The sequence below is a fragment of the Paenibacillus sp. FSL H3-0302 genome, assembly GCF_037982245.1.
Lineage (GTDB): Bacteria > Bacillota > Bacilli > Paenibacillales > Paenibacillaceae > Paenibacillus_AQ > Paenibacillus_AQ odorifer.
Window position 1 is genome coordinate 1,365,509 of the sequence record NZ_CP150284.1, and the last position, 19,135, is coordinate 1,384,643.

General features: G+C 44.9%; 19 protein-coding genes. 17 read left to right on the forward strand and 2 right to left on the reverse strand.

Annotated features, from left to right (window positions below):
- Positions 1-79 precede the first annotated feature (79 nt).
- The 12 genes from MHH50_RS06035 to MHH50_RS06090 all read left to right on the forward strand — a co-directional run bounded on the left by MHH50_RS06035 (position 80) and on the right by MHH50_RS06090 (position 12,003).
- Entirely contained in the window at positions 80-985 is a 906-nt protein-coding gene (locus MHH50_RS06035; protein ID WP_340034081.1) for a copper amine oxidase N-terminal domain-containing protein, read from the forward strand.
- 32 nt (positions 986-1,017) lie between these two features.
- Positions 1,018-1,455 (forward strand): DUF6526 family protein, encoded by a 438-nt coding sequence (locus tag MHH50_RS06040; protein WP_340034082.1) that lies wholly within the window; start codon positions 1,018-1,020, stop codon positions 1,453-1,455.
- 185 nt (positions 1,456-1,640) lie between these two features.
- The gene (locus MHH50_RS06045) at positions 1,641-2,804 is read left to right on the forward strand and encodes a hypothetical protein (protein WP_076185824.1); all 1,164 of its coding nucleotides are present in this window, start codon (positions 1,641-1,643) and stop codon (positions 2,802-2,804) included.
- The gene (locus MHH50_RS06050; RefSeq protein ID WP_076099051.1) at positions 2,797-4,029 is read left to right on the forward strand and encodes a CpaF family protein; all 1,233 of its coding nucleotides are present in this window, start codon (positions 2,797-2,799) and stop codon (positions 4,027-4,029) included. Before MHH50_RS06045 ends, MHH50_RS06050 begins: the two co-directional genes overlap by 8 nt.
- A 30-nt stretch (positions 4,030-4,059) precedes the next feature.
- Complete coding sequence (locus MHH50_RS06055; RefSeq protein WP_340034083.1) at positions 4,060-4,863, forward strand: type II secretion system F family protein; 804 nt, start codon at positions 4,060-4,062, stop codon at positions 4,861-4,863.
- A gap of 13 nt (positions 4,864-4,876) precedes the next feature.
- Positions 4,877-5,749, forward strand: a complete 873-nt coding sequence (locus MHH50_RS06060; RefSeq protein ID WP_340034084.1) for a type II secretion system F family protein — start codon at positions 4,877-4,879, stop codon at positions 5,747-5,749.
- Positions 5,750-5,762: 13 nt separating this feature from the next.
- Positions 5,763-5,951, forward strand: a complete 189-nt coding sequence (locus tag MHH50_RS06065; RefSeq protein WP_036681690.1) for a Flp1 family type IVb pilin — start codon at positions 5,763-5,765, stop codon at positions 5,949-5,951.
- A complete protein-coding gene (locus MHH50_RS06070) occupies positions 5,948-6,619 on the forward strand; it encodes a TadE family protein (RefSeq protein WP_340034085.1) in 672 nt (223 codons plus the stop codon). Before MHH50_RS06065 ends, MHH50_RS06070 begins: the two co-directional genes overlap by 4 nt.
- A 27-nt stretch (positions 6,620-6,646) precedes the next feature.
- Positions 6,647-8,875 carry a hypothetical protein gene (locus MHH50_RS06075; protein ID WP_340034086.1) on the forward strand — a complete coding sequence of 743 codons (2,229 nt, stop codon included), beginning with the start codon at positions 6,647-6,649 and terminating at the stop codon, positions 8,873-8,875.
- 18 nt (positions 8,876-8,893) lie between these two features.
- On the forward strand, positions 8,894-9,874 hold the full coding sequence (locus MHH50_RS06080; protein ID WP_340034087.1) for a TadE/TadG family type IV pilus assembly protein: 981 nt from the start codon (positions 8,894-8,896) through the stop codon (positions 9,872-9,874).
- A 25-nt stretch (positions 9,875-9,899) separates the two neighbouring features.
- Entirely contained in the window at positions 9,900-10,409 is a 510-nt protein-coding gene (locus MHH50_RS06085) for a prepilin peptidase (RefSeq protein WP_076128203.1), read from the forward strand.
- A gap of 16 nt (positions 10,410-10,425) precedes the next feature.
- Positions 10,426-12,003: a DUF6382 domain-containing protein gene (locus MHH50_RS06090; RefSeq protein ID WP_340034088.1), complete on the forward strand. Its 1,578-nt coding sequence runs from the start codon at positions 10,426-10,428 to the stop codon at positions 12,001-12,003.
- 27 nt (positions 12,004-12,030) lie between these two features.
- Here MHH50_RS06090 and MHH50_RS06095 read toward each other — a convergent pair whose 3' ends face one another.
- Positions 12,031-12,942: a TIGR01777 family oxidoreductase gene (locus MHH50_RS06095; protein WP_340034089.1), complete on the reverse strand. Its 912-nt coding sequence runs from the start codon at positions 12,940-12,942 to the stop codon at positions 12,031-12,033.
- Between the two features lie 39 nt (positions 12,943-12,981).
- On the reverse strand, positions 12,982-13,443 hold the full coding sequence (locus MHH50_RS06100) for a DUF2621 domain-containing protein (protein WP_036681700.1): 462 nt from the start codon (positions 13,441-13,443) through the stop codon (positions 12,982-12,984).
- A 172-nt stretch (positions 13,444-13,615) separates the two neighbouring features.
- Here MHH50_RS06100 and MHH50_RS06105 point away from each other — a divergent pair, with 172 nt between their 5' ends.
- The 5 genes from MHH50_RS06105 to MHH50_RS06125 all read left to right on the forward strand — a co-directional run bounded on the left by MHH50_RS06105 (position 13,616) and on the right by MHH50_RS06125 (position 19,134).
- Positions 13,616-14,725, forward strand: coding sequence for a deoxyribonuclease IV (locus tag MHH50_RS06105; RefSeq protein ID WP_036681702.1), 1,110 nt, complete (start codon positions 13,616-13,618; stop codon positions 14,723-14,725).
- 65 nt (positions 14,726-14,790) lie between these two features.
- Positions 14,791-15,690: a formyltetrahydrofolate deformylase gene (gene purU, locus MHH50_RS06110; RefSeq protein WP_076219715.1), complete on the forward strand. Its 900-nt coding sequence runs from the start codon at positions 14,791-14,793 to the stop codon at positions 15,688-15,690.
- A 175-nt stretch (positions 15,691-15,865) separates the two neighbouring features.
- Positions 15,866-16,615: an SAF domain-containing protein gene (locus tag MHH50_RS06115; RefSeq protein WP_340034090.1), complete on the forward strand. Its 750-nt coding sequence runs from the start codon at positions 15,866-15,868 to the stop codon at positions 16,613-16,615.
- Between the two features lie 12 nt (positions 16,616-16,627).
- Positions 16,628-17,692, forward strand: a complete 1,065-nt coding sequence (locus MHH50_RS06120; RefSeq protein WP_076128191.1) for a hypothetical protein — start codon at positions 16,628-16,630, stop codon at positions 17,690-17,692.
- Complete coding sequence (locus tag MHH50_RS06125) at positions 17,689-19,134, forward strand: ATPase, T2SS/T4P/T4SS family (protein ID WP_312149725.1); 1,446 nt, start codon at positions 17,689-17,691, stop codon at positions 19,132-19,134. Before MHH50_RS06120 ends, MHH50_RS06125 begins: the two co-directional genes overlap by 4 nt.
- Position 19,135: the final 1 nt, after the last annotated feature.

The following is a 19,135-nucleotide window of genomic DNA, read 5'->3' on the forward strand; positions in this document are numbered from 1 at the left end:
ACCATAATCTGGGAGAATGTTATAATGAAACTATAAATGGGTACAGTTTTTTCATATTATCACTAGGGGTGAACGAATAGTGAAACGGAAAGGGCTTCTGCTTTTTATAGTCATGTTGTTATCTTTAAGTATGATCGGTACGGCCTCAGCTGCCCCCAAGCTTCGCATTATGGTGAACAATTCAAGTGTGGATGTTGGTGTGCAAATCGTGTCGGGGAAGACGCTGGTTCCGCTGAAGGCTTTTGAAAGATTCAAGAATACTTCTATTCAATGGGATGCCAATACCAAGCAAGCTACGATTGCTAGAGATTCTATGAAGATTAAGCTTACGGTTGGCTCACGGACGGCTTGGAAGAACTCGGAGGCTGTACAACTGGATGTATCGGCCAAAATAGTGGATGGAAGAGTAGCGGTACCCCTGCGGTTTATTGCGGAGGCTCTTGGAGCGAGAGTAACAGTAGATGCTGCTTCGAATACAGTCTGGGTTCAGGAACGGGCCAATGCTAAACTTGTGCAGAATTATAATAGAAATGACTTAGTTGTTTCCCGCATAGCTGCTTTGCAATTCCCGGTTGAAGAAAGAGAACCCTCCAAATTGACGGGTGATAATGAAGCATTGTCTATGACGTATTATTTTCCTGAAGGCAGATCTGATGGTTATTTTATATTGTATGGACATTTCGTAAAGTATTATGAGATCAAGGATAATATTGTAAAAGTAGTTTGGGAAGCTGATCTGGATATGTCCAAAGAGGCTACAAATAAAGATTTTACCGCGATATTCGGTTACCCAGTTGCGAAGGAATATGGTAAAGCACCTATTCTAGCTCCATCCTATGCCTCTTTTTATACGAGTGTTTGGGGAAGTCAGATTATTTATGGAATGGTTAATGCGGATGGAACTACTAAAGTTTCAGGACAGTCTCTGTACTGGGGGAATAATGAACCTTTTGTCGTAGCTATTCCCGGAGAGACTAAGCTTTAAGCAATATATAAGTCATATAAATATGGAGATGAATGATGAACAAGGGGAAGCCTAAAGGTTTTATGCGTTTTGATTGGCCTTATCATTTTGTAACTATGCCGCTAGCGCTGATTATATTTGTATGGTCGGGAATTTATGTCGTTCAGGTGTTACGAGATGATGGTGCTCTAACAGCGCCCTTGCTATTATTCGGTTTATCTCTATGCCTATTATTTGCAATTACTCGAATTCGAATTTATGCCACAAAAAATCAGGATCGAGTAGTGAGGGTAGAGGAGCAGTTCCGGTATTTCCGATTGACAGGTGATGTATTAAATCCAGAGCTTGAATTAGCTCAGATTATTGCGCTTCGGTATGCAGGAGATGAAGAGTTTCCGGCACTATGTCAGCGGGCGGTGAAGGAAAAGCTTAGTCCTGCCGATATCCGGTCTGCCATCAAGAATTGGCGTGAAGATACGATGAGAGTCTAAAAACCACTTGATGTGCGAAAAAACTTATTGCTGCCTTCTTATATATATGCTACTATAGCTGTAAATTAAAGGGATAGTAACGGAAGCACCGTTCAATGTACCGTATCCACGGTTATTGTCGGTGCTTTTTTGCTGTCTTTTTTTTGACAATATTTATGAATTTCTTGCGAAAGGAGAGAGGTTTTATGGCGGCAAGGATTGTACTCGCAGTGCGTGAAAGCCAATATATCGAACCATTGCTACACTATCTTCATCATAGTGAGTATGGAGAAATGCTGCGAATCACGGCTTTTAGTCGGCTGGATGCTTTTATCGATTTTATGAGGGGAGAGGATATGCCGGATGCTGTTGTAGGTGACGTTACTTTTATCGAGGCTTGGCTTGTGGAGGGAAGAACTAAGGTGCCTTGGGCAGTTTTGAGTGAGGAGGGAGCTTATCTTAGCAGGAGTTCTAAAAGCCTGGCTGGAGGCATCATGATTGCGAAATATCAGGCACTGCCTTCTCTGCTGGGAGCATTTATTCAACTATGTGAAGTGAAACGAGCTAGAGGTTCCTCTGTATTAGATGAAACGCTGCTGCTCGGTATCGTCTCCTCAAGCGGGAACACGGGCAAAACTACAGTAGCTATGAATATGGCTAAGCAGCTAGGTGAATTGGGGCTTTCGGTCTTTTATTTGAATCTTGAAAGTGTGGACAGCAGTGGATTATTTTTACGACCCCCTGCAGGAAATACGCCTGGACTAGAGCGGCTCCTTTATGAAATCAAAGCCAGCCGGGATAAGGGCGGAGCCGATACGATTGATTTGGGGCAATACGTGATTAGGTATGATCACCTTCGAAGTGCTGCTTTTAGGCCAATTATTAATGTAAAAGAAATGCTGCAGATGACTACGCAGGATACGCTAGATTTGTTGGCGCTGTTGGTTGCGGAAAGAAATTTTGACGTAGTTATAATAGATACCGGCAGTATTGAAGAAGAACGTGCCAAAGCTGTGTTACATAAATGCGGAATTCTATTGTGGGTAGTTAGAAATGACGAGGTAAGCATTCATAAGACCATGAGATGGCTATCCCATTGCAATGCTCCTAATTCTGGTATGCCCAGCCAAGTGATGGACAAAAGTAGATTTGCCGTGAATTTTGCCGCAGAGGGTTTAGAGGTGTGGGCACCTCCGGAAGGAATTACCGTTGAAGGTGTACTTCCGTATATCCCATCTTGGACGCTGCAGCACCGTGAGGAGCTTTTTCTGAATTCACCACAATTCCAAAAGGAGATCTTACAGCTGTGCAAGCAGATTATAGAACCGTCGCTTCCGCAAGTATTCACTGGTAAGGGTTTACATGAATGAGGAAATGTTTAAGGCACTTCGCAGTGACATCCGGGCAGGATTAGATGTTACTTCTGCAGTTGGAAATCGTGAACTCACCCAATATATTGAAAGGACAATTTTGGACAGCGAAAATCTGCGTTATTTAACAGCACAGGAGAAACATGAGCTCGTGAAGAGATTGTTCGATTCTTTTCGAGGATTGGATGTACTCCAGCCCTTAGTGGATAATCCGGCGATCACTGAGATTATGATTAACAGCCATACTGAGATTTTTGTAGAAGAGGAGGGGCAGATTCGTCGTCTCCATTTGGAATTTGAGTCCAGCAGCAGGTTGGAGGATATTATCCAAACGGTTGTATCCGGTGTGAACCGGGTTGTAAATGATTCTTCTCCTATCGTTGACGCTCGGCTAAAAGACGGATCGCGTGTAAATATCGTGCTTCCGCCAGTAGCTCTGAAAGGCCCGGCGATGACCATTCGGAAATTTCCTGAAACACCGATGACGATGCAGGATTTAGTCCGTCGTGAAGCTTTAAGCTTGGAAGCCGCAGAGTTGCTGCAAATTTTAGTGGCTGCTAAATACAATATTTTTATTAGTGGCGGGACAGGCTCTGGAAAGACTACTTTTCTTAATGCATTATCTCAGTATATCCCCCCACAGGAGAGGGTCATTACGATAGAGGATTCCGCTGAACTGCAGATTGTAACCGTGCCGAACCTTGTTTCACTGGAGACCAGGAATGCTAACACGGAAGGTAGAGGGGAGATTTCCATCCGAGATTTGATTCGTTCTTCCCTGCGAATGCGCCCTAACCGGATTGTTGTGGGGGAGGTACGGGGAGCGGAATGTCTCGATATGCTGCAGGCTATGAACACCGGGCACGATGGAAGCTTGTCTTCCGGCCATAGTAACAGCGCACACGATATGGTCAGTCGACTGGAGACGATGGTGCTAAGTGCTGCGGAGCTTCCGGTAGCTGTTGTTCGCCAGCAAATTTCATCGGCAATTGATATCTTCGTACACTTATCACGTCTCCGTGATCGTTCCAGGCGGGTGATGGAGATCAGTGAGGTTGCGGGGTTGAAAGACGGGGAAGTGATCTTGAATCCCTTATATGAATTTCAAGAGGCTGGTGAACGAGAGGGAAGGGTGCAAGGGGGGCTGCTTCCCTGTGGTAACCCATTGTTGCATACAACGAAGCTTAGGATGGCTGGTGTAAACTCCTATCCATTGGCTCAATAGAGATTCAAAATTCCAGAAGGGGGGGAGGACATGCTTAAGTTTAAATTTGTTGCTGCAAAGCCTGTAGAAGCGGATCCTGACGGTCCTTCGTTATTACCAGATTATAAGGTATACGAATTGACCTTGCTGCAGAGGATTCTGACCCTTACTGCAGGTGGACTGCTGATGTATGGAATTGGATATCTTTTTTATCATCATTGGCTGCTGTCGTTGCTGCTTATGCCTGGCGGAGCTTATGCCCCGCATATGCTGCGTAACTATCTACTGAAAAAACGTCGAAATGCACTGAATTTACAATTTAAGCAGACGTTATTTTCGCTGTCTTCCTCCCTTTCAGCTGGGCGTTCGGTGGAGAATGCATTCCGAGAGGCGGTTCAGGATTTACGTATGCTCGACCCGGAGGGAAGCAGTGATATGATCTCCGAGTTAAACATTATCTGTGCACGCATGGAATATGGACAGCCTGTGGAAGAAGCGCTGCGGAACTTTAGTGAAAGAGCGGGAATGGAGGACATCGAGCGATTCGCGGATGTGTTCTCGGTCTGTAAGCGTACTGGTGGTGATCTTGTAGAAGTGGTGCGCCGTACATCAACGATTATCGGTGAGAAGCTGGATATTCAGCAGGATATTGCTGTAAGTATTGCTCAGAAGAAATTTGAGGCTAAGGCACTGCTGATATCTCCGCTGATCATGGTGATGTTTATGAGTTTGACGGCTGGAGAATATATGCAACCTATGTATACAGGAGCGGGTATAGCCATATCGACATTAGCGCTTGTTGCTTTATTCCTATGTTATCTCTGGACTACTAAAATAATGGACATTCCACTGTGAAGGGGGTGAAATCATGCGCTGGCTATGTGCGGTGGTTACTGTTATTTTGCTGATAGTCTGGGTTCTACTGCGAATTCAATGCGGCAACAGATATGTCGCGTTACGCAGTCTTCCTATGGAAGGATTACGGCTTCGGAAGTTAAGCGAACCGTTATTACTGCTTATTGAGAAGAGTGGTATCGCCAGTCGGTTTCCCTCACTGTTGTTCAGAATTCAGCGTTCTCTACAGCGCAGTTATGGGATGCGTTATAGCGCAGAGCGGACCCTGCTGTTCATGGGTGAGATGCTAAGTTACAGCTGGCTGTTGCTTGTAGGTGGAAGCTTGATTACAGCATTTAGTGGCGAACAGGCAGGTATGATATTGGGTGTGTTTTTGGCAATTGCTCTACCAACCGCTATGGTCAGTGATCTTCACAAAAAGGTGAGAGTTAGGGAGCAGAATATTATGCTCGAATTGCCAGAGCTGCTGAACAGTATTGTGTTGTTGGTTGGCGCAGGAGAGACCGTGCAACGAGCTATTATTCGCTGTGTGGAAAGCCACCGGGGGGATACGAATCATCCTCTGTATAAGGAGCTAATGACTATGACTAGTGAATGGGAGGGCGGATATTCTTTCCAGCAGGCGTTTGAAAATTTCAGCAAGAGATGCGCTGTGCAGGAGGTATCGGTATTCACAACGACAGTTTTGCTGAATTATCGCAGAGGTGGAGCGGATTTTGTGCTATCGCTACGTGATCTGTCGCGGATGTTGTGGGATAAACGAAAGGCTCTTAGCCGGACGCGCGGAGAGCAAGCATCCTCTAAATTAGTTTTTCCGATGGTAGTTATCTTTTTAATAGTAATTGTACTGGTGGGAACGCCAGCATTTTTGATGTTAAAAATGTAGGAGGCTGAAGCTGATGGTATCAACAATGTTGGACAGTATGAAGAACTTTTGGGAAGACGAGGAAGGTTTAGGAACTTTGGAGATGATTTTGATTATTGCTGTCTTGATTGCAGTTGTTCTTTTGTTTAAGGACAAAATTCAAGAGGTAGTAGAAGCCTTAATTAAAACGGCGGGTGAAAAGAGTCAGGAAGTATTCGATTGAACAAGTTTAAGGGTGATCAAGGCAGTTTTACTATTGAAGCGTCACTTCTGTTGCCGATCGTCATGTTTATTACGATGCTTCTTTTGTTTTTTTGCTTGTATAGCTATCAGAAGTCCATGCTGTTGCAAGTGGCCTCAGGAGCTACTGAGCGGGCGGCTTACAACTGGGACAACAGTCACAAGGAGATCTCTGGTTCTTACATGGCTGGTGAGTATGACTCCCTTTATTGGAGAATTGGGGATGATGCCTTGTTAGCCTCATTATTTGGTGGAGAAGCTGGCAGTGCTGGCGTGACAATAGAGTTGCCCGGTGAAGTATCAGGGAAGAGTGATTTGCCAGTGCTTAAACTGGGCCATTCGTCTACTATGATTCCGGACAATATGCCAGGAACTATGCGTTATGCTCACAGCCTTACAGGACGGAGAGTAAAGGCCGAGTTAAATCGTCTACTGAGCTTGCCTGTGCTTGATAGCGTTCTATCGGATGAGGCTAACCCAACTGTTGAAGCCCAGTCTATCATTGTCGAGCCTGTTGAGTTTATTCGTACGGTCGACCTGATGCGTTATTTTGGAGCTAAATTTAAAGGGGGCTCTGAGGGTAGTGGATCTGCAGTTTACATGGATAAGAAGGATGCTTCTGCTATGCTGACCAAGCTTCAGGATAAGTAAAATCTCTGTTCAAGGGAGGGGGTTTTAATGAAAAGTATAATTACGGGTTGTCCTGCTAAGGGCAAAACAGAAGGCTCAGTTACAATTTTTCTAATCATGGTGCTGGCTTTCGTCTTTCTATTTACTGCTGTGCTGATTGATTATGCGCGAATCGCTGCGTTCAACGTTCAGGAGGAACGATTGGCGAGAGCCAGTATCCGCTCTGTTATGTCTTCATATCATGTTGAATTGCGTGAGAGATACGGTTTATTTGCATTCGGTGATAGTGATGGTGATATGCTGCTGTCCAAAGTGCTCAATGAAAATTTGCATAAAAGTGGGCGGGGGGATACGTTCAATCTCTTACCCTTTGCACTGGAATCCTCCTCTTTGGAATGGAGCCGGCCGCTGGGAAGTTATGATGTTTTTCGTCATCAAATACTGGAAGAGATGAAATATAAGGCTCCGGTTGATTTCGCCTTGGAGCTGGCAGGTAAATTCAAGCCGCTGTCGGGCGTAATGGCAGAGGCCTCAAGAGCTACTGAATTACTTAGTAAGCTGCAACCTTTATATGATGAACGTGAAGAGAATTTGGATCTAATGTTAGAGCGGAGAAGCCAAGCGGCGGAGAGTGGAAGAAGAGTACTGCTATGGATTATGAATCCGCCCGGAGATTCTATCTCGGCCCATTCGCTCGGAAGCATGCAAGCAGCCGCGGATATACCAGCACAGTATAGTGACTATCTTGGCAAATATTACGAAGATCTATATCGTGATAGTAAAAAGCCTGCAAAGTACACTTATCAGTTGGCACTTTATCAGAGCCGAACTTCAGAGATGTTGTCGCGGCTCCCATCCTTATTAACAACCTTTCATGAAGAACATGGACAATCAATGGAGGAAGCGAAGGATGCGTTAGACAAAGCGCAGCAATTGAATGACCGGATGAGAGATGTTTTGGCAGCTTCCCGAATAAGTGGCGTAAATCTGGCAGACGATCCTGCTAAGGACTGGGATATTCCGGGAAACTCGGGGGAAATAAGCGCTGAGCCACTTAAAAAGCTGCATGAACAGGAAGATGCCTTGATCCTCTCTTCGGCTGACATTAGTAGTATGGAGAATGGTTTATTTATGCAGCAAGGTGCGTACGAGTCCATTGAACCGACGGTAACAGGATTATCAGGAGTGTTGCATGAAGCTTTGGGAGTCAACGGCGATTCCTACCAAATGATTTCCTCTGTTCTAGGGGCTTCGCATGTAGTGGACAACTATTATAAAAAATACGGTAAGAAGGGAAGTGTTATCGCTAGTGATTTGGCTTTTCTTGAAGAGCATCGCAGCTCGGATAAAGCACGTAAGCAAGTAGAGTGGGAAGCCAAATCCAAGCTGGGCGAGGTTAGAGCACTGCTGGACAAAATTAGAATGCTAGGTAGCGGAGCGGCAGCTTCGATGGAACGTTATCAAATCCTTCATCAATTTTATGAGGACAATGTTTCATTTAACAACGGATTGGAGTCTCAATCCTCTGATAAATCTGAAGTGTCCTCAGATCCCTATGCTGCTGGAAGCTCGGCGATGAAGGATATTGACGGGATTTATGCAGCAATGAGTGGCATTATGGGGGGCGCTAGAGACAGGCTTTTTCAAACGGAGTATTCCGCGCTTTATTTTCAGCATTTTGATGTTTCAAAGTTAGCTAGTCTGGCACTGAATTCTCTGGAAGACACTAGTGAGCTCACAGATCAGCTTGATCCTCGCGCTCAGGAGCTGGAATACATTTTATACGGATTTCATAATCCCGCAGGGAATGTGGCCGCAGCCTATGCCGAAATATTCGCGATGAGGTTGTCCATTCGCACAATGGAAGGATTTATAGAAAAGGCAACCTTGGGAAATCCACTGGCTGTTCTAGCGGCGGCACTGTTGTATGGAATCCAGCATGCCATTCAGGATATGTTGCAGCTTTGTGAGAAGGATGCGATTCCTTTATCCAAATATATGCCGGCGCAGCTGACTTACCGTGATCATCTGCGACTGTTCATGATAATGCATGGAGGCGGGGAAGTGCAGCTATCGCGGATGCTGGCTCTAATTCAACTGAACACAGGAATAAATCCTGAGGAAAGAAACACCTATGTATCATCGGACATTAAGCTCCAAATGCAGTTATGGTTTCTGCCAGGTGTAGTTAAAATGTTGAATTACACTGCTGGTTTTCCGGGAGAGGTACAAGGGAATAAGTATCTGAGGGCAGTAAAAGCTGATTATTCTTATTAGCGGGAGGTTGGTAAGGAGATGGGGGATGGGTATGGAATCAGAGGGGAGGACAAGGAAGAAGGTAGCATGGTAGTAGAAGCGGCGATGGTTCTTCCGTTCTTCCTGCTATTCGTCCTGTTCCTGATTTCTATCGTACAGATGACCTTGTATTCGACAGCTTTGCAAAGTACAGCATCAGACACTGTAAAGTCTATTTCAACTCATATGTATCCTGCGGCTTTGGCGGTGCAGAAATGGGGAATATCCAGCGAAGTAAGTGATGATTCGGGAGGGGATGACAGTGATCATTCTGCTGGCCTGAATTGGACTATTCCTCGCTTGTCACTTACTGATTGGGGCGATAGTTATGCTGAGTCTTTACCCAAGCCGTTAAATGAGTGGGTTATGTCGGCTTTAGAAAGTGGTGAGGGACCGTTGCAGAAGCTTCAGGCAGAGACTAGTGAAAGTGTACTTGATCTTGCGATCAAACCTTTATTGAAACCATACCTGACATCAGATTTACTGGATTATGAGCGAATTCATGTATCTAATGTTATGGTGCCGGAGCTAAAAGAGGGTACTCGTCCCTACCTTGGGCTAGTGGTTAGTTATAAGCTGCCGATGAAGGTCCCCTTTCTAAACCAAAGTATTGTTTTAGAAGCAAGTGCTGTTGAACGCCTCTGGATCGGGGATACGGGAGAAGGCACAGCCAAGGAGGGGAACGGTACTGGCCAACCAGATGAATTCATTGAAATCTTAGAAAAGCCGAACCCGGCTGTAGCGAATAAGCAAGGCAAGGTTCGTGCCAGAATACCGCCGAATGCTTCTGCCAGCTTGTCAGTCTTTTATAAGAGCGGGGGCAGTACTGCCAAATATTTAGGCTGGAAACAAGCGGATGCAGATGGATATATCGAGTGGGAATGGAAAATTGGTGTAAATACCACACCGGGCTCGTGGCCGTTTGTTATACAACTGGATGATGGTAGATCTGTTGAGGTTATGTTCACAGTAGTGAAGTGAAAGGGTGGAAAAAGGAGTGTAATAAATGGCAGAGTGGACATTTTGGGGATGTCTACCGTTTTTAGCAGCGGCACTGATTACAGATTTGAAGTCGATGAGAATACCAAACTGGATCACCTTGTCAGGCTTGCTCACCGGTCTGCTTGCACAAGGGGTGATCAATAGCTGGCATGGACTGCTGAGGGCTTTCGGGGGAGCTGCTGTAGGATTTACAGTCCTTCTGATCATGCATTTATTAGGGGCGGTTGGCGCGGGGGATGTTAAGCTTTTTGCTGGAATCGGAGCGTGGACAGGGATGTTGTTTACGCTGCAAGTCGTCATGTACTCCGTACTATTTGGTGCCTTAATAGGCTGGTTAATTGTTTTAAAGAGACGGGAGGCGGTCAGTCGTTCGCGTAAGATCATCAGCAGAATTTCTGGATTTATTTTATGGAAGAGCCCGTTTCTATTAAAAAATAACGATAGTGAACTGTTGAAATTCCCTTTCATGCTGGCTGTTATCCCTGGTTCCATATGCGCTTATCTATACTTTTAGTTCGGGAGGTGATGTTTTGTTGTTCGGATTAACCCGTGATTTTATACAACAGGATGGTATATATATGATCCTTGGTGAACCCGAAGGAATACCTGAGGAGAAGCTTAATTTGATTCAGGCGCGCATGCTGATGAACACCGACATTCCTCATCATTTGAGGCTGTTACTTAGAGAAATAGATATGAAGGTTACTATGGAATACGCTGTTTTACGCAAAAAAATGCTTAGTCATCTACTCAAAGGAGAGAAGCTAAGTATGAGCTCATTTTTCGGGTTATTGCTGCAAATTGCCCAAGGCATGGAAGATGGCAGGTTATATATGCTGCGGGCGGAACAGTATGCTTTGCATGCAGATTACATTTTTATTGAAGGGTCGTTACAGAGCGGTAAAGTATACCTGACCTACATACCCATTCAGGAGAATAAGTCTGGTTCAAAGCTTGGAGAGTCACTCAAGTCACTAATCATGGTGTTAATGGCATCTATCACAGAGCTTACTGGCAGTGGTGTGCAAAGACTATTGCAATATTGCAGTGAAGAGGGATTTACTCCAGCTGGCTTAAAGATTCTTTTATCAGAGTTGCTGACAGAAAGAGAGCCCGTTACACCTGAAAGACAGCTTCATGAAGGCGTAAAAGAATATCTAGTGAAAGAGGCAGCAGCTCCACCATTAAGAAAAATATATGAGCATCGCGAAGATAAGGGATTGGAGCAGCCGACTGCTACTCCTTGGATCAGCAGCTATCCTAATCTTAAGATAAAAGAGAAGGAGAGCCTGTCTCTAAGCTTGGAGGATGAACAGGTAACGAATCCGCAAGCCTCAAGCTCAAGAACCTATATAGTGCTAGGGTGTCTATTAGGCGATGCACTCCTGTGGAAGTTTCTATATTTGGATAGTCCAAAGCCGTTATGGCTTGCCGTCTGTGGAGTTGTGACGATTGTATTGGCTGTTTTAAGCTGGATGGTTTGGAGCGGAAGGCTAAAGGTTGGTAAAGAAGATGAGGATTGTCTGAGTGAGGATTCGGAAGATACTAACTGTAATCCGAGTCGGAAAGAATTGGAGTGGAATTTTGGCAGGAATCCTGTGGCTTCTACGCGTCCTCCAACATCAATTCCAAAGATAACTCCGCAATCCTCAGATTCAGCAGCTAACGTTCCGGCAACCCGTCATGAATCACTAGCAGAGGAACATTGTTCTGTTAAAGCACCAGAAGCCATAGCACCAACAACTTTATTATCACGGGAGAAAATGCCTGAGCAAGGACGACAAATCGAAAAGCTGGATCGGAGTATTCCTTATCTCCAAAGAAGCGGTGAGGAGGATGAAGAGGCGGAAATGATCGAGTTAAATCGAACTAGCTTCATTATCGGCCGATCGGCAGAGGTGGCTCAATATGTGGAAAGATCAGAAGGAGCCTCTAGAGTACACGCTGAGATATCTAGAAGCACCAGCGGATATATTCTGAAGGATCTTGACTCCAGAAATGGAACGCTTTTTCAAGGTGAAGCCATGGTCCCGTATAAAGAGTATCCACTAACAGAGGGGACCACATTTAAAATTATAAAAGGAAGCTACACATTTCATACAGCATGAAGGTGAGTTCTAACGATGAATGTGGCTCTACAATTTTTGTTTTTTCAAATCTTCTAAAGCGACTTGAAGTGTAGGGAAGGTAAAGTCAAAGCCATGATTTAATGCCGCTGCGGGCAGGACGCGCTGACCTTTGAGTAAGATTTCGGATAATTCCCCGACTGCTGTTTTTAACAGGAAGGCTGGCAAAGGGAACCAGTGCGGCCGTTTGTAGACTTTGCCAATCGTTCTGCCGAACTCTTCGTTCGTTACCGGATGTGGAGCAGTCGCATTAACAGGTCCGTTAATCGTTGGATTTTGCGTACAGAAATCAATTAGACGCACAATATCCGTCAGATGGATCCAAGAGAGCCACTGCTTTCCAGAGCCAATGTTGCCGCCAAAACCTAATAAATAAGGCAGCTTCATTTTTGGGAATGCTCCGCTCTCATTGCCGAGCACAACTCCGGTACGCAGCTTGACCACGCGGATATCATGGTAGGTTTCATCTGAAGCCTCTTCCCATGTCTTAACTACTTCTGAAGGGAAATCCATGACCTGGGCTGGTGAGGATTCACTAAAAGTATCCTCTAAAGAGGTACCGTAAATCGCCACGGCGGAAGCCTGAATGATTACGGAAGGCTTTTGCTTCATTTGATCTACTAACTTAGCTGCTGCGGAAACGGTTGCAAGTCGGGACTGCATAATCGCTTTTTTGCCACTTGGACTCCAGCGCTGGCTAAGGGAAGCTCCGGCGAGATTAATTAGGGCAGCTGCATTTTCCACTGGAGCGGGATTAGAACTTAGACTGTCCCAGGTGTGGTAACTCAGCTTAGGATGAATTGTTGTTGCGTCTTTTGGTAAATTCCGACCTACAATAGCAACTTCATTACCTGCTTGCAGCCAGTATTTTGTTAGTTCGCTACCTATAAAACCGGTGCCGCCACATATCACATATTTCAAAGGAGGGCCTCCGTTCTAAATCGTACAATTCATTAAAAATTACTTAAACAAATGCTGGTAAGCAGAGTAATCAATTTTATTCTTTTCGAGAAAATTGACAAGAAAACGGTTATCGCGCCGCGGTGTGGCAACTATGTAACCTTTAATGCAGTGATCGCGAGTAACTTCTTTTGCATTGCTCTCGACGGCGATTTTTCCGATCTCGGCAGCAATAGAATGCTTCGCAATATCACGAAATGGACCAGGTACAGGCTGAACAAGCTGGTCCAAAAAGGCTTTTGTTTCGTCACTCCAGAGCGGGCGGCTACGTTCTACCCAGTAATTTTGCCAGTCTAGCTTTGACTTTCCATCAGCTTTGGGCAGGACCTTTAGGAATTTGCGGAACATAAAAAAACCGCCGATACACATGGAACCAAGCAGCATAAATGTCCAGAAAGCGATAGAGTTCATAAACCAATTGCTCGGTGTGGATAATAAACCAAGTCCTGATTGGATAAACATGCATACACCACCTTTTGGCAATGAGGATTCTCACACGAATTATTCTCATATTAAAGTATAGCTTATTTCCAAAGTTTTGCGAAGCAGAACCCGGCATATTGGCCTCGTCTAGATTTATTTTTCCGATCACGGTAGAATAGGGGTTAATTCGTGAAGGAAAGAGGGAAGAAGTATGCTGAAAATAGGTTCACATGTGTCTTGCTCGGACAAGGGTCTTTTGACCGCAGCAAATGAAGCAAATGAGTATGGTTCCAGCTCGTTTATGATATATACAGGAGCGCCGCAGAATACGCGCCGCAAGCCGATTGATGCCATGTATCCCAACGAAGGGAAGCAAGTTATGAAAGAGAATGGTGTAGAGGAGATTGTTGTCCATGCACCTTACATTATTAATCTCGCTTCCTATAAAGAGAATACGTACCAACTGGCTGTTGATTTCCTGCAAGAGGAAATTCGCCGTACCCATGCACTTGAGGTCAAGCATATTGTATTACATCCAGGTGCGTTCACTGATAAAGATGCTGAATATGGTATTCAGCGGATTGCAGATGGCCTGAATGAGGTGCTTGGAGGCACGAATGAAACGGAAGTGCATATCGCTCTAGAAACTATGGCTGGTAAGGGAACAGAGATCGGCCGCAGTTTTGAAGAAATCGCTTCTATTATTGCTAAGGTCGAACATAACGAACGTCTATCGGTCTGTCTTGATACTTGCCACATTCATGATGCTGGTTATGATATCGTTAATGATTTGGACGGTGTTCTCAACAAATTTGATGAGACTATCGGGTTGAATCGTCTTGGTGTAATCCACATTAATGACAGTAAAAATCCATGTGGCGCTCGCAAAGACCGTCACACGCCAATTGGCTCAGGTTGGATTGGGTTTGATACGATTAACAAAATCGTACACCATGAAAAGCTGGAAGGTCTGCCTTTCATTCTGGAGACCCCATGGATTGGTAAAGATGCTAAGACACAACGTCCGATGTATGAGGTGGAGATCGCTTTGCTGCGTGGTAACGTAGCTGAACGCTTTGGACCGGAATTCGTGCAGGATGTTGAAACATTACGTGAATTTTTTGCCAAGCAGGAGATTGATTCCCGTCAATATGTACTTAATGTCTGGGAGCTGCTGAAGAACGATGCCAAAGCTAAAAAAGCTGATCCACGTGAACCACTGGAGCGTCTGTACGATGAAGTTGTCGCTGCCCAGTTGTTCCCGCAACTAAGCGAGGAAGCTATTAATCATCGTTTAATTGCTTGGTTAGCAGGCAATTAAGTGCTCGTGAACGCTTAAGCTATACTTCAGATTGCGTATGTAGATGAGAGGATGGGAAGAGGGTCATGGAATTACACGTAAAAAGAAACAATTCGTCAGGTGTCGAGCATTATTCCAACCGGGCACGTATGCTCATTTCCTGTCCTGACGGACCGGGAATTGTGGCGGCTGTATCACACTTTCTGTATCAGCATGGCGCAAATATTGTGCAGTCGGATCAGTATACGATGGATCCAGATGGTGGAATGTTCTTTATGAGAGTCGAGTTTGACCTACCTGAATTAGGCGATCGTCTGGAAGAGATTCGCTCTCAATTTGGCGGAGTGGCGGAGCGTTTTAAGATGGACTGGAAGATTTTTAATGTTCGTCATAAGAAGAAACTTGCCATATTCGTCTCTAAAGAAGACCATTGTCTTGTTGAACTGCTCTGGCAGTGGCAAGCGGGCGATCTCGATGCCGATATTGCCCTCGTCGTTAGTAACCATTTGGATATGAAATCTTATGTCGAGTCGTTTGGCATTCCATTTCATCATATTCCAGTCACAGCGGATACTAAGGATGAAGCAGAAAAACGCCAGTTAGCGGTCATCGGAGACGATATCGATGTGATTATATTGGCACGGTATATGCAGATTATCTCGCCGTCCTTTATTGAGCATTATCGCCATCAGATTATTAATATTCACCACTCTTTCCTGCCTGCCTTTATTGGCGGCAATCCATACGCCCAAGCGTACCAACGTGGGGTGAAAATTATCGGGGCAACCGCTCACTATGTTACTGAAGAACTAGATGGTGGACCGATTATTGAACAGGATGTGCAGCGGGTAAGCCACAGTGATGATGTTATTGAGCTGAAACGGATTGGGCGTACCATTGAACGTGTTGTTCTGGCTCGTGCGGTGAAATGGCATATCGAGGACCGGATTCTCGTCCATCAGAACAAAACTGTAGTATTTAAATAAAGGTATTCTCCGGTGAAAGCAACGGTTATGCCCGAGGGCTTTCACCGGAACCCTTTAATTTAATAGTTCACTAAATCTCTATCAGGTAAAAAAGCATTTTACCAGCAGCTTGGCTATTTATGCCAAGGTGCTTTTTGTCGTTCTCAAAAATCATGTAGTTAAGGAGGTGGAAGGTTTGGCGTTACAGCGGGGACGTTTGTTAAAACGTAATTATTTTTTCGCAAGTCTCATTTTGATTACTGGATTCGGGGGATTGCTAGGTTATGATTTCTATTTCAAGCCCTACGTGCTTTCCCAAACCGTGGTCAAAGTTAAGGTGGGAGCTGGGGAATCTCTACCTAAAAATTATGAGCTGAAAGCAAGTGATTTGTATCTGGATTCTGTTCAGACCAAGGATATACCCTCTGGTGTAATTACGGAAATCGCACAAGTGGAGTACAAAATTACGAATGTAAATCTGACTAACGGTAGTATTTTGACAGCATCACTGGTGGATGTTAGTGATTTAGAGCCTTTGCAGGATGAAGGTATATTTCCTATTCCGAAGGAGGCTATTTATGCCATCAATGGTTCGTTGCGAAGCCGGGATAAGGTAGACATTTATCTTGTAGAAGGTGAGCGAGAGAAGCAGCGAGAGGCGCTTGGTTCAAATACAGTTAAAAAAGAAAACGAGGAACAGGTGAAAAAACAAAGCTTGCTTAGCGATCCTGCTAAAGAGATCTTTTTATCTGGAGTTACCGTGAACTATGTGCGAACAGAAGACAATAATGATGTACAGGATTCTGAGAAAGGCAACAACAATAACCGATTCACTTCTACTGGCAAGGTGGCGACACCAGAATTGAAGCTGAAGAAAAGTGAGGGTCAACGGTTAGGGCAATTTTTGGAGCAGGGCAAAAAACTGTGGATCGTACGGGTAGAGTAGGGGGAGATTGCCTTGAAAATATTTAGTCTGGGCATAGATCAGTTAACGATTAATGATATCAAAAACGCGGGATTTAATGTAGTTACACAAAACGTGTATCCCGATCCGGCGCATACCGAAGGTCATATGTTAATGGTTACTAGTGACCAGGTATCTGTTCAAGCGCTTAGCGAGCTGCGATACAAATATCCAAGCTCTATGATCCTGTATTTATATCTGCAAAAGGGAATTCGCGGCTATCAAGCTGTGCATATGTTATGTGAAAGCTTAGGTCTATATTTTATTCCTCCTCGTTCTACCTCGTCAGCAGTGATAGAGAAGATTCGTTTTATCCTGGAAGAGGATGGCGAGGAACGGAGCAATTTGGTTGGCTTTTTTGGCTCAGGTCCAGGCATTGGCTGCACGAGTGTGGCGAAGCTGTTCGCAAGACGAATTGCTGCGGCAGGTCTACGTGTTCTTGTACTTGGTTTGGATTTATATGACCCCGGGTATGACCGCAAAGCGACGATAAGTCTAGACAAACTGCGCCCCAAGCTTACAGGGAAGATGATTCATGATGAAGATTTCGAGCAATTGATTAGGCAGGATGGCTATTTGTATCTACCGGGGAATTACGACTACTTGAGTGTCCAGGATTATCTGGAGGAAGAGATCGAATATTTCTTGGCTAGAGCTGGAGCAAATGCGGATGTGGTTATTGCTGATTTCGGTTCAATTCCCGAGAGTGCTGCGTGGTATGTCGGTATGCAAAAGTCGTCGTTACGCATGATTGTCACTCATCCTAAACATGAACACAGATTAGAACCTCTATTCGAGCTTGCGGGGCATATAGATCTGCGTCCGCATGATTTCCAGCTGATCATTAACCGCAGTAATGTGGAGGAAATATCTTCGTCCAAAAATATGGCCCTTAGATTTGGCACTGAAATCTTGCTGGAGTTACCGTATTACCAGCCCTTGCAGGAAAGCTTGCCTCTAGGCAAAAAAGAGCTACAGCATGTGGATGATAAGGTACATTCTCTATTGGTGTCGATGGGATTAGCGCCAGAGGCCAAAAAGAAAGGGATATTTCTATGATTGAAACTCTCGCGAGTCGTCCACTCTTTTCTCTAAAACAAAGCGTGCTGCGCACTAGCAAACCGGGCAAGGAAGATTTTTATGCTTTTTTACAAAAAATGAAAACCGAGATGAACGAAGGGTTAGAACGTGAGGATGACGCTTACTTCGAGCTAAATGCAAAGGCATTAATTGGCGATCCGCAGGCAGTTAGCTTTTTTATGAATGAGATTGAGAAGTACTTACGAAAAACACCTTTTACTGGAAAGGTTCCAGAAGCGTACCGAACGGCGGCAGAGGCCCTGTATCACGAGTGGAAGGGTTTTGGACCAGCGTATCGTTGGTTTACTGATCGTGCATACAGCGAGTCAACCGGATTACAAATGATTGGGAAGCAAATTTTTTATAACCATAAAGGTGAGTTTATAGCTTACCCGTATGAGATGCCTTCACTGGATCGGGTGGAGCAGCTGAAGCGTTCCTTGCTAAAAAGTGATCCCAATAAAAAGCTGAACAAGGATAATCCTTCGGTGGAGTTCAAAATGGATGATCCGCTTTGGCCAGGTAGATTTATTCGGCTTGCGATTTGGGTATCACCTAGGGTCTGGGAGGGTTTTACTACGATATCACTGCGGCGACAGGTTGTGGAATTTCTGGATTTGGAGGATCAAGCGGGTACGGAATGTATTCCTGCCGAGGCGGTTGAGTTCATTCGGGCGTTATCGTCCACGTTTCGCAATACCATTATTGCGGGTGCTGTAGGGTCAGGAAAAACAACCTTTGCCAATACGATCGTTGGTGAGCAACTGCTTGGCTCTTCATCCTGCATGGGAGTAGTGATGATAGAGAAACATCCGGAATCCATTTTACCGTATCAAATTAAAGGCCATCGGATTATTCCAATTCAAGCTGCGAATGAGGAACTGATGGAGGTGGGAGTAGAGTCGCTGCGGCATGACCCAAATATTTTGTATATGACGGAGATGCGTTATAACGAGTGGGAATTTTATTTGTGGAGTGGGGAAAAAGGATACGACGGGATCACCGGAACCTTCCACACCGTGGATTCGGAGGACATTCCTTATCAAGGTGCGTTTGCTGTGTCGACAAGAATTGGCGGGAGTTTAAAGGGGCATTTGATCTCTGCGCTGAAATCATGCGAGCTGGTGTTTATTTTGGAGAGTGTCCCGAACGGGAAGAAGCGGCTGGTGCGAATATCAGAAATCTTTTACGAAGAGGATAGAAATTCAGTGTTTGCTAATGATCTTATGCGCTGGGAGCCGGAGGAAATGTGTTGGTCTTATAATGACAAGCTGACGAAAAATCTGATGCTGAAAATGACTAAGAAAAATGCACAGGCTACGCGGATTCTCCAAAAAGAGCTGGGACGACTTGCTTCAACAAAACCAATGGATCAGCCGCTTAAAGAAAGCTTGAAATCTAAGATAGTACTTAATGAGTGAG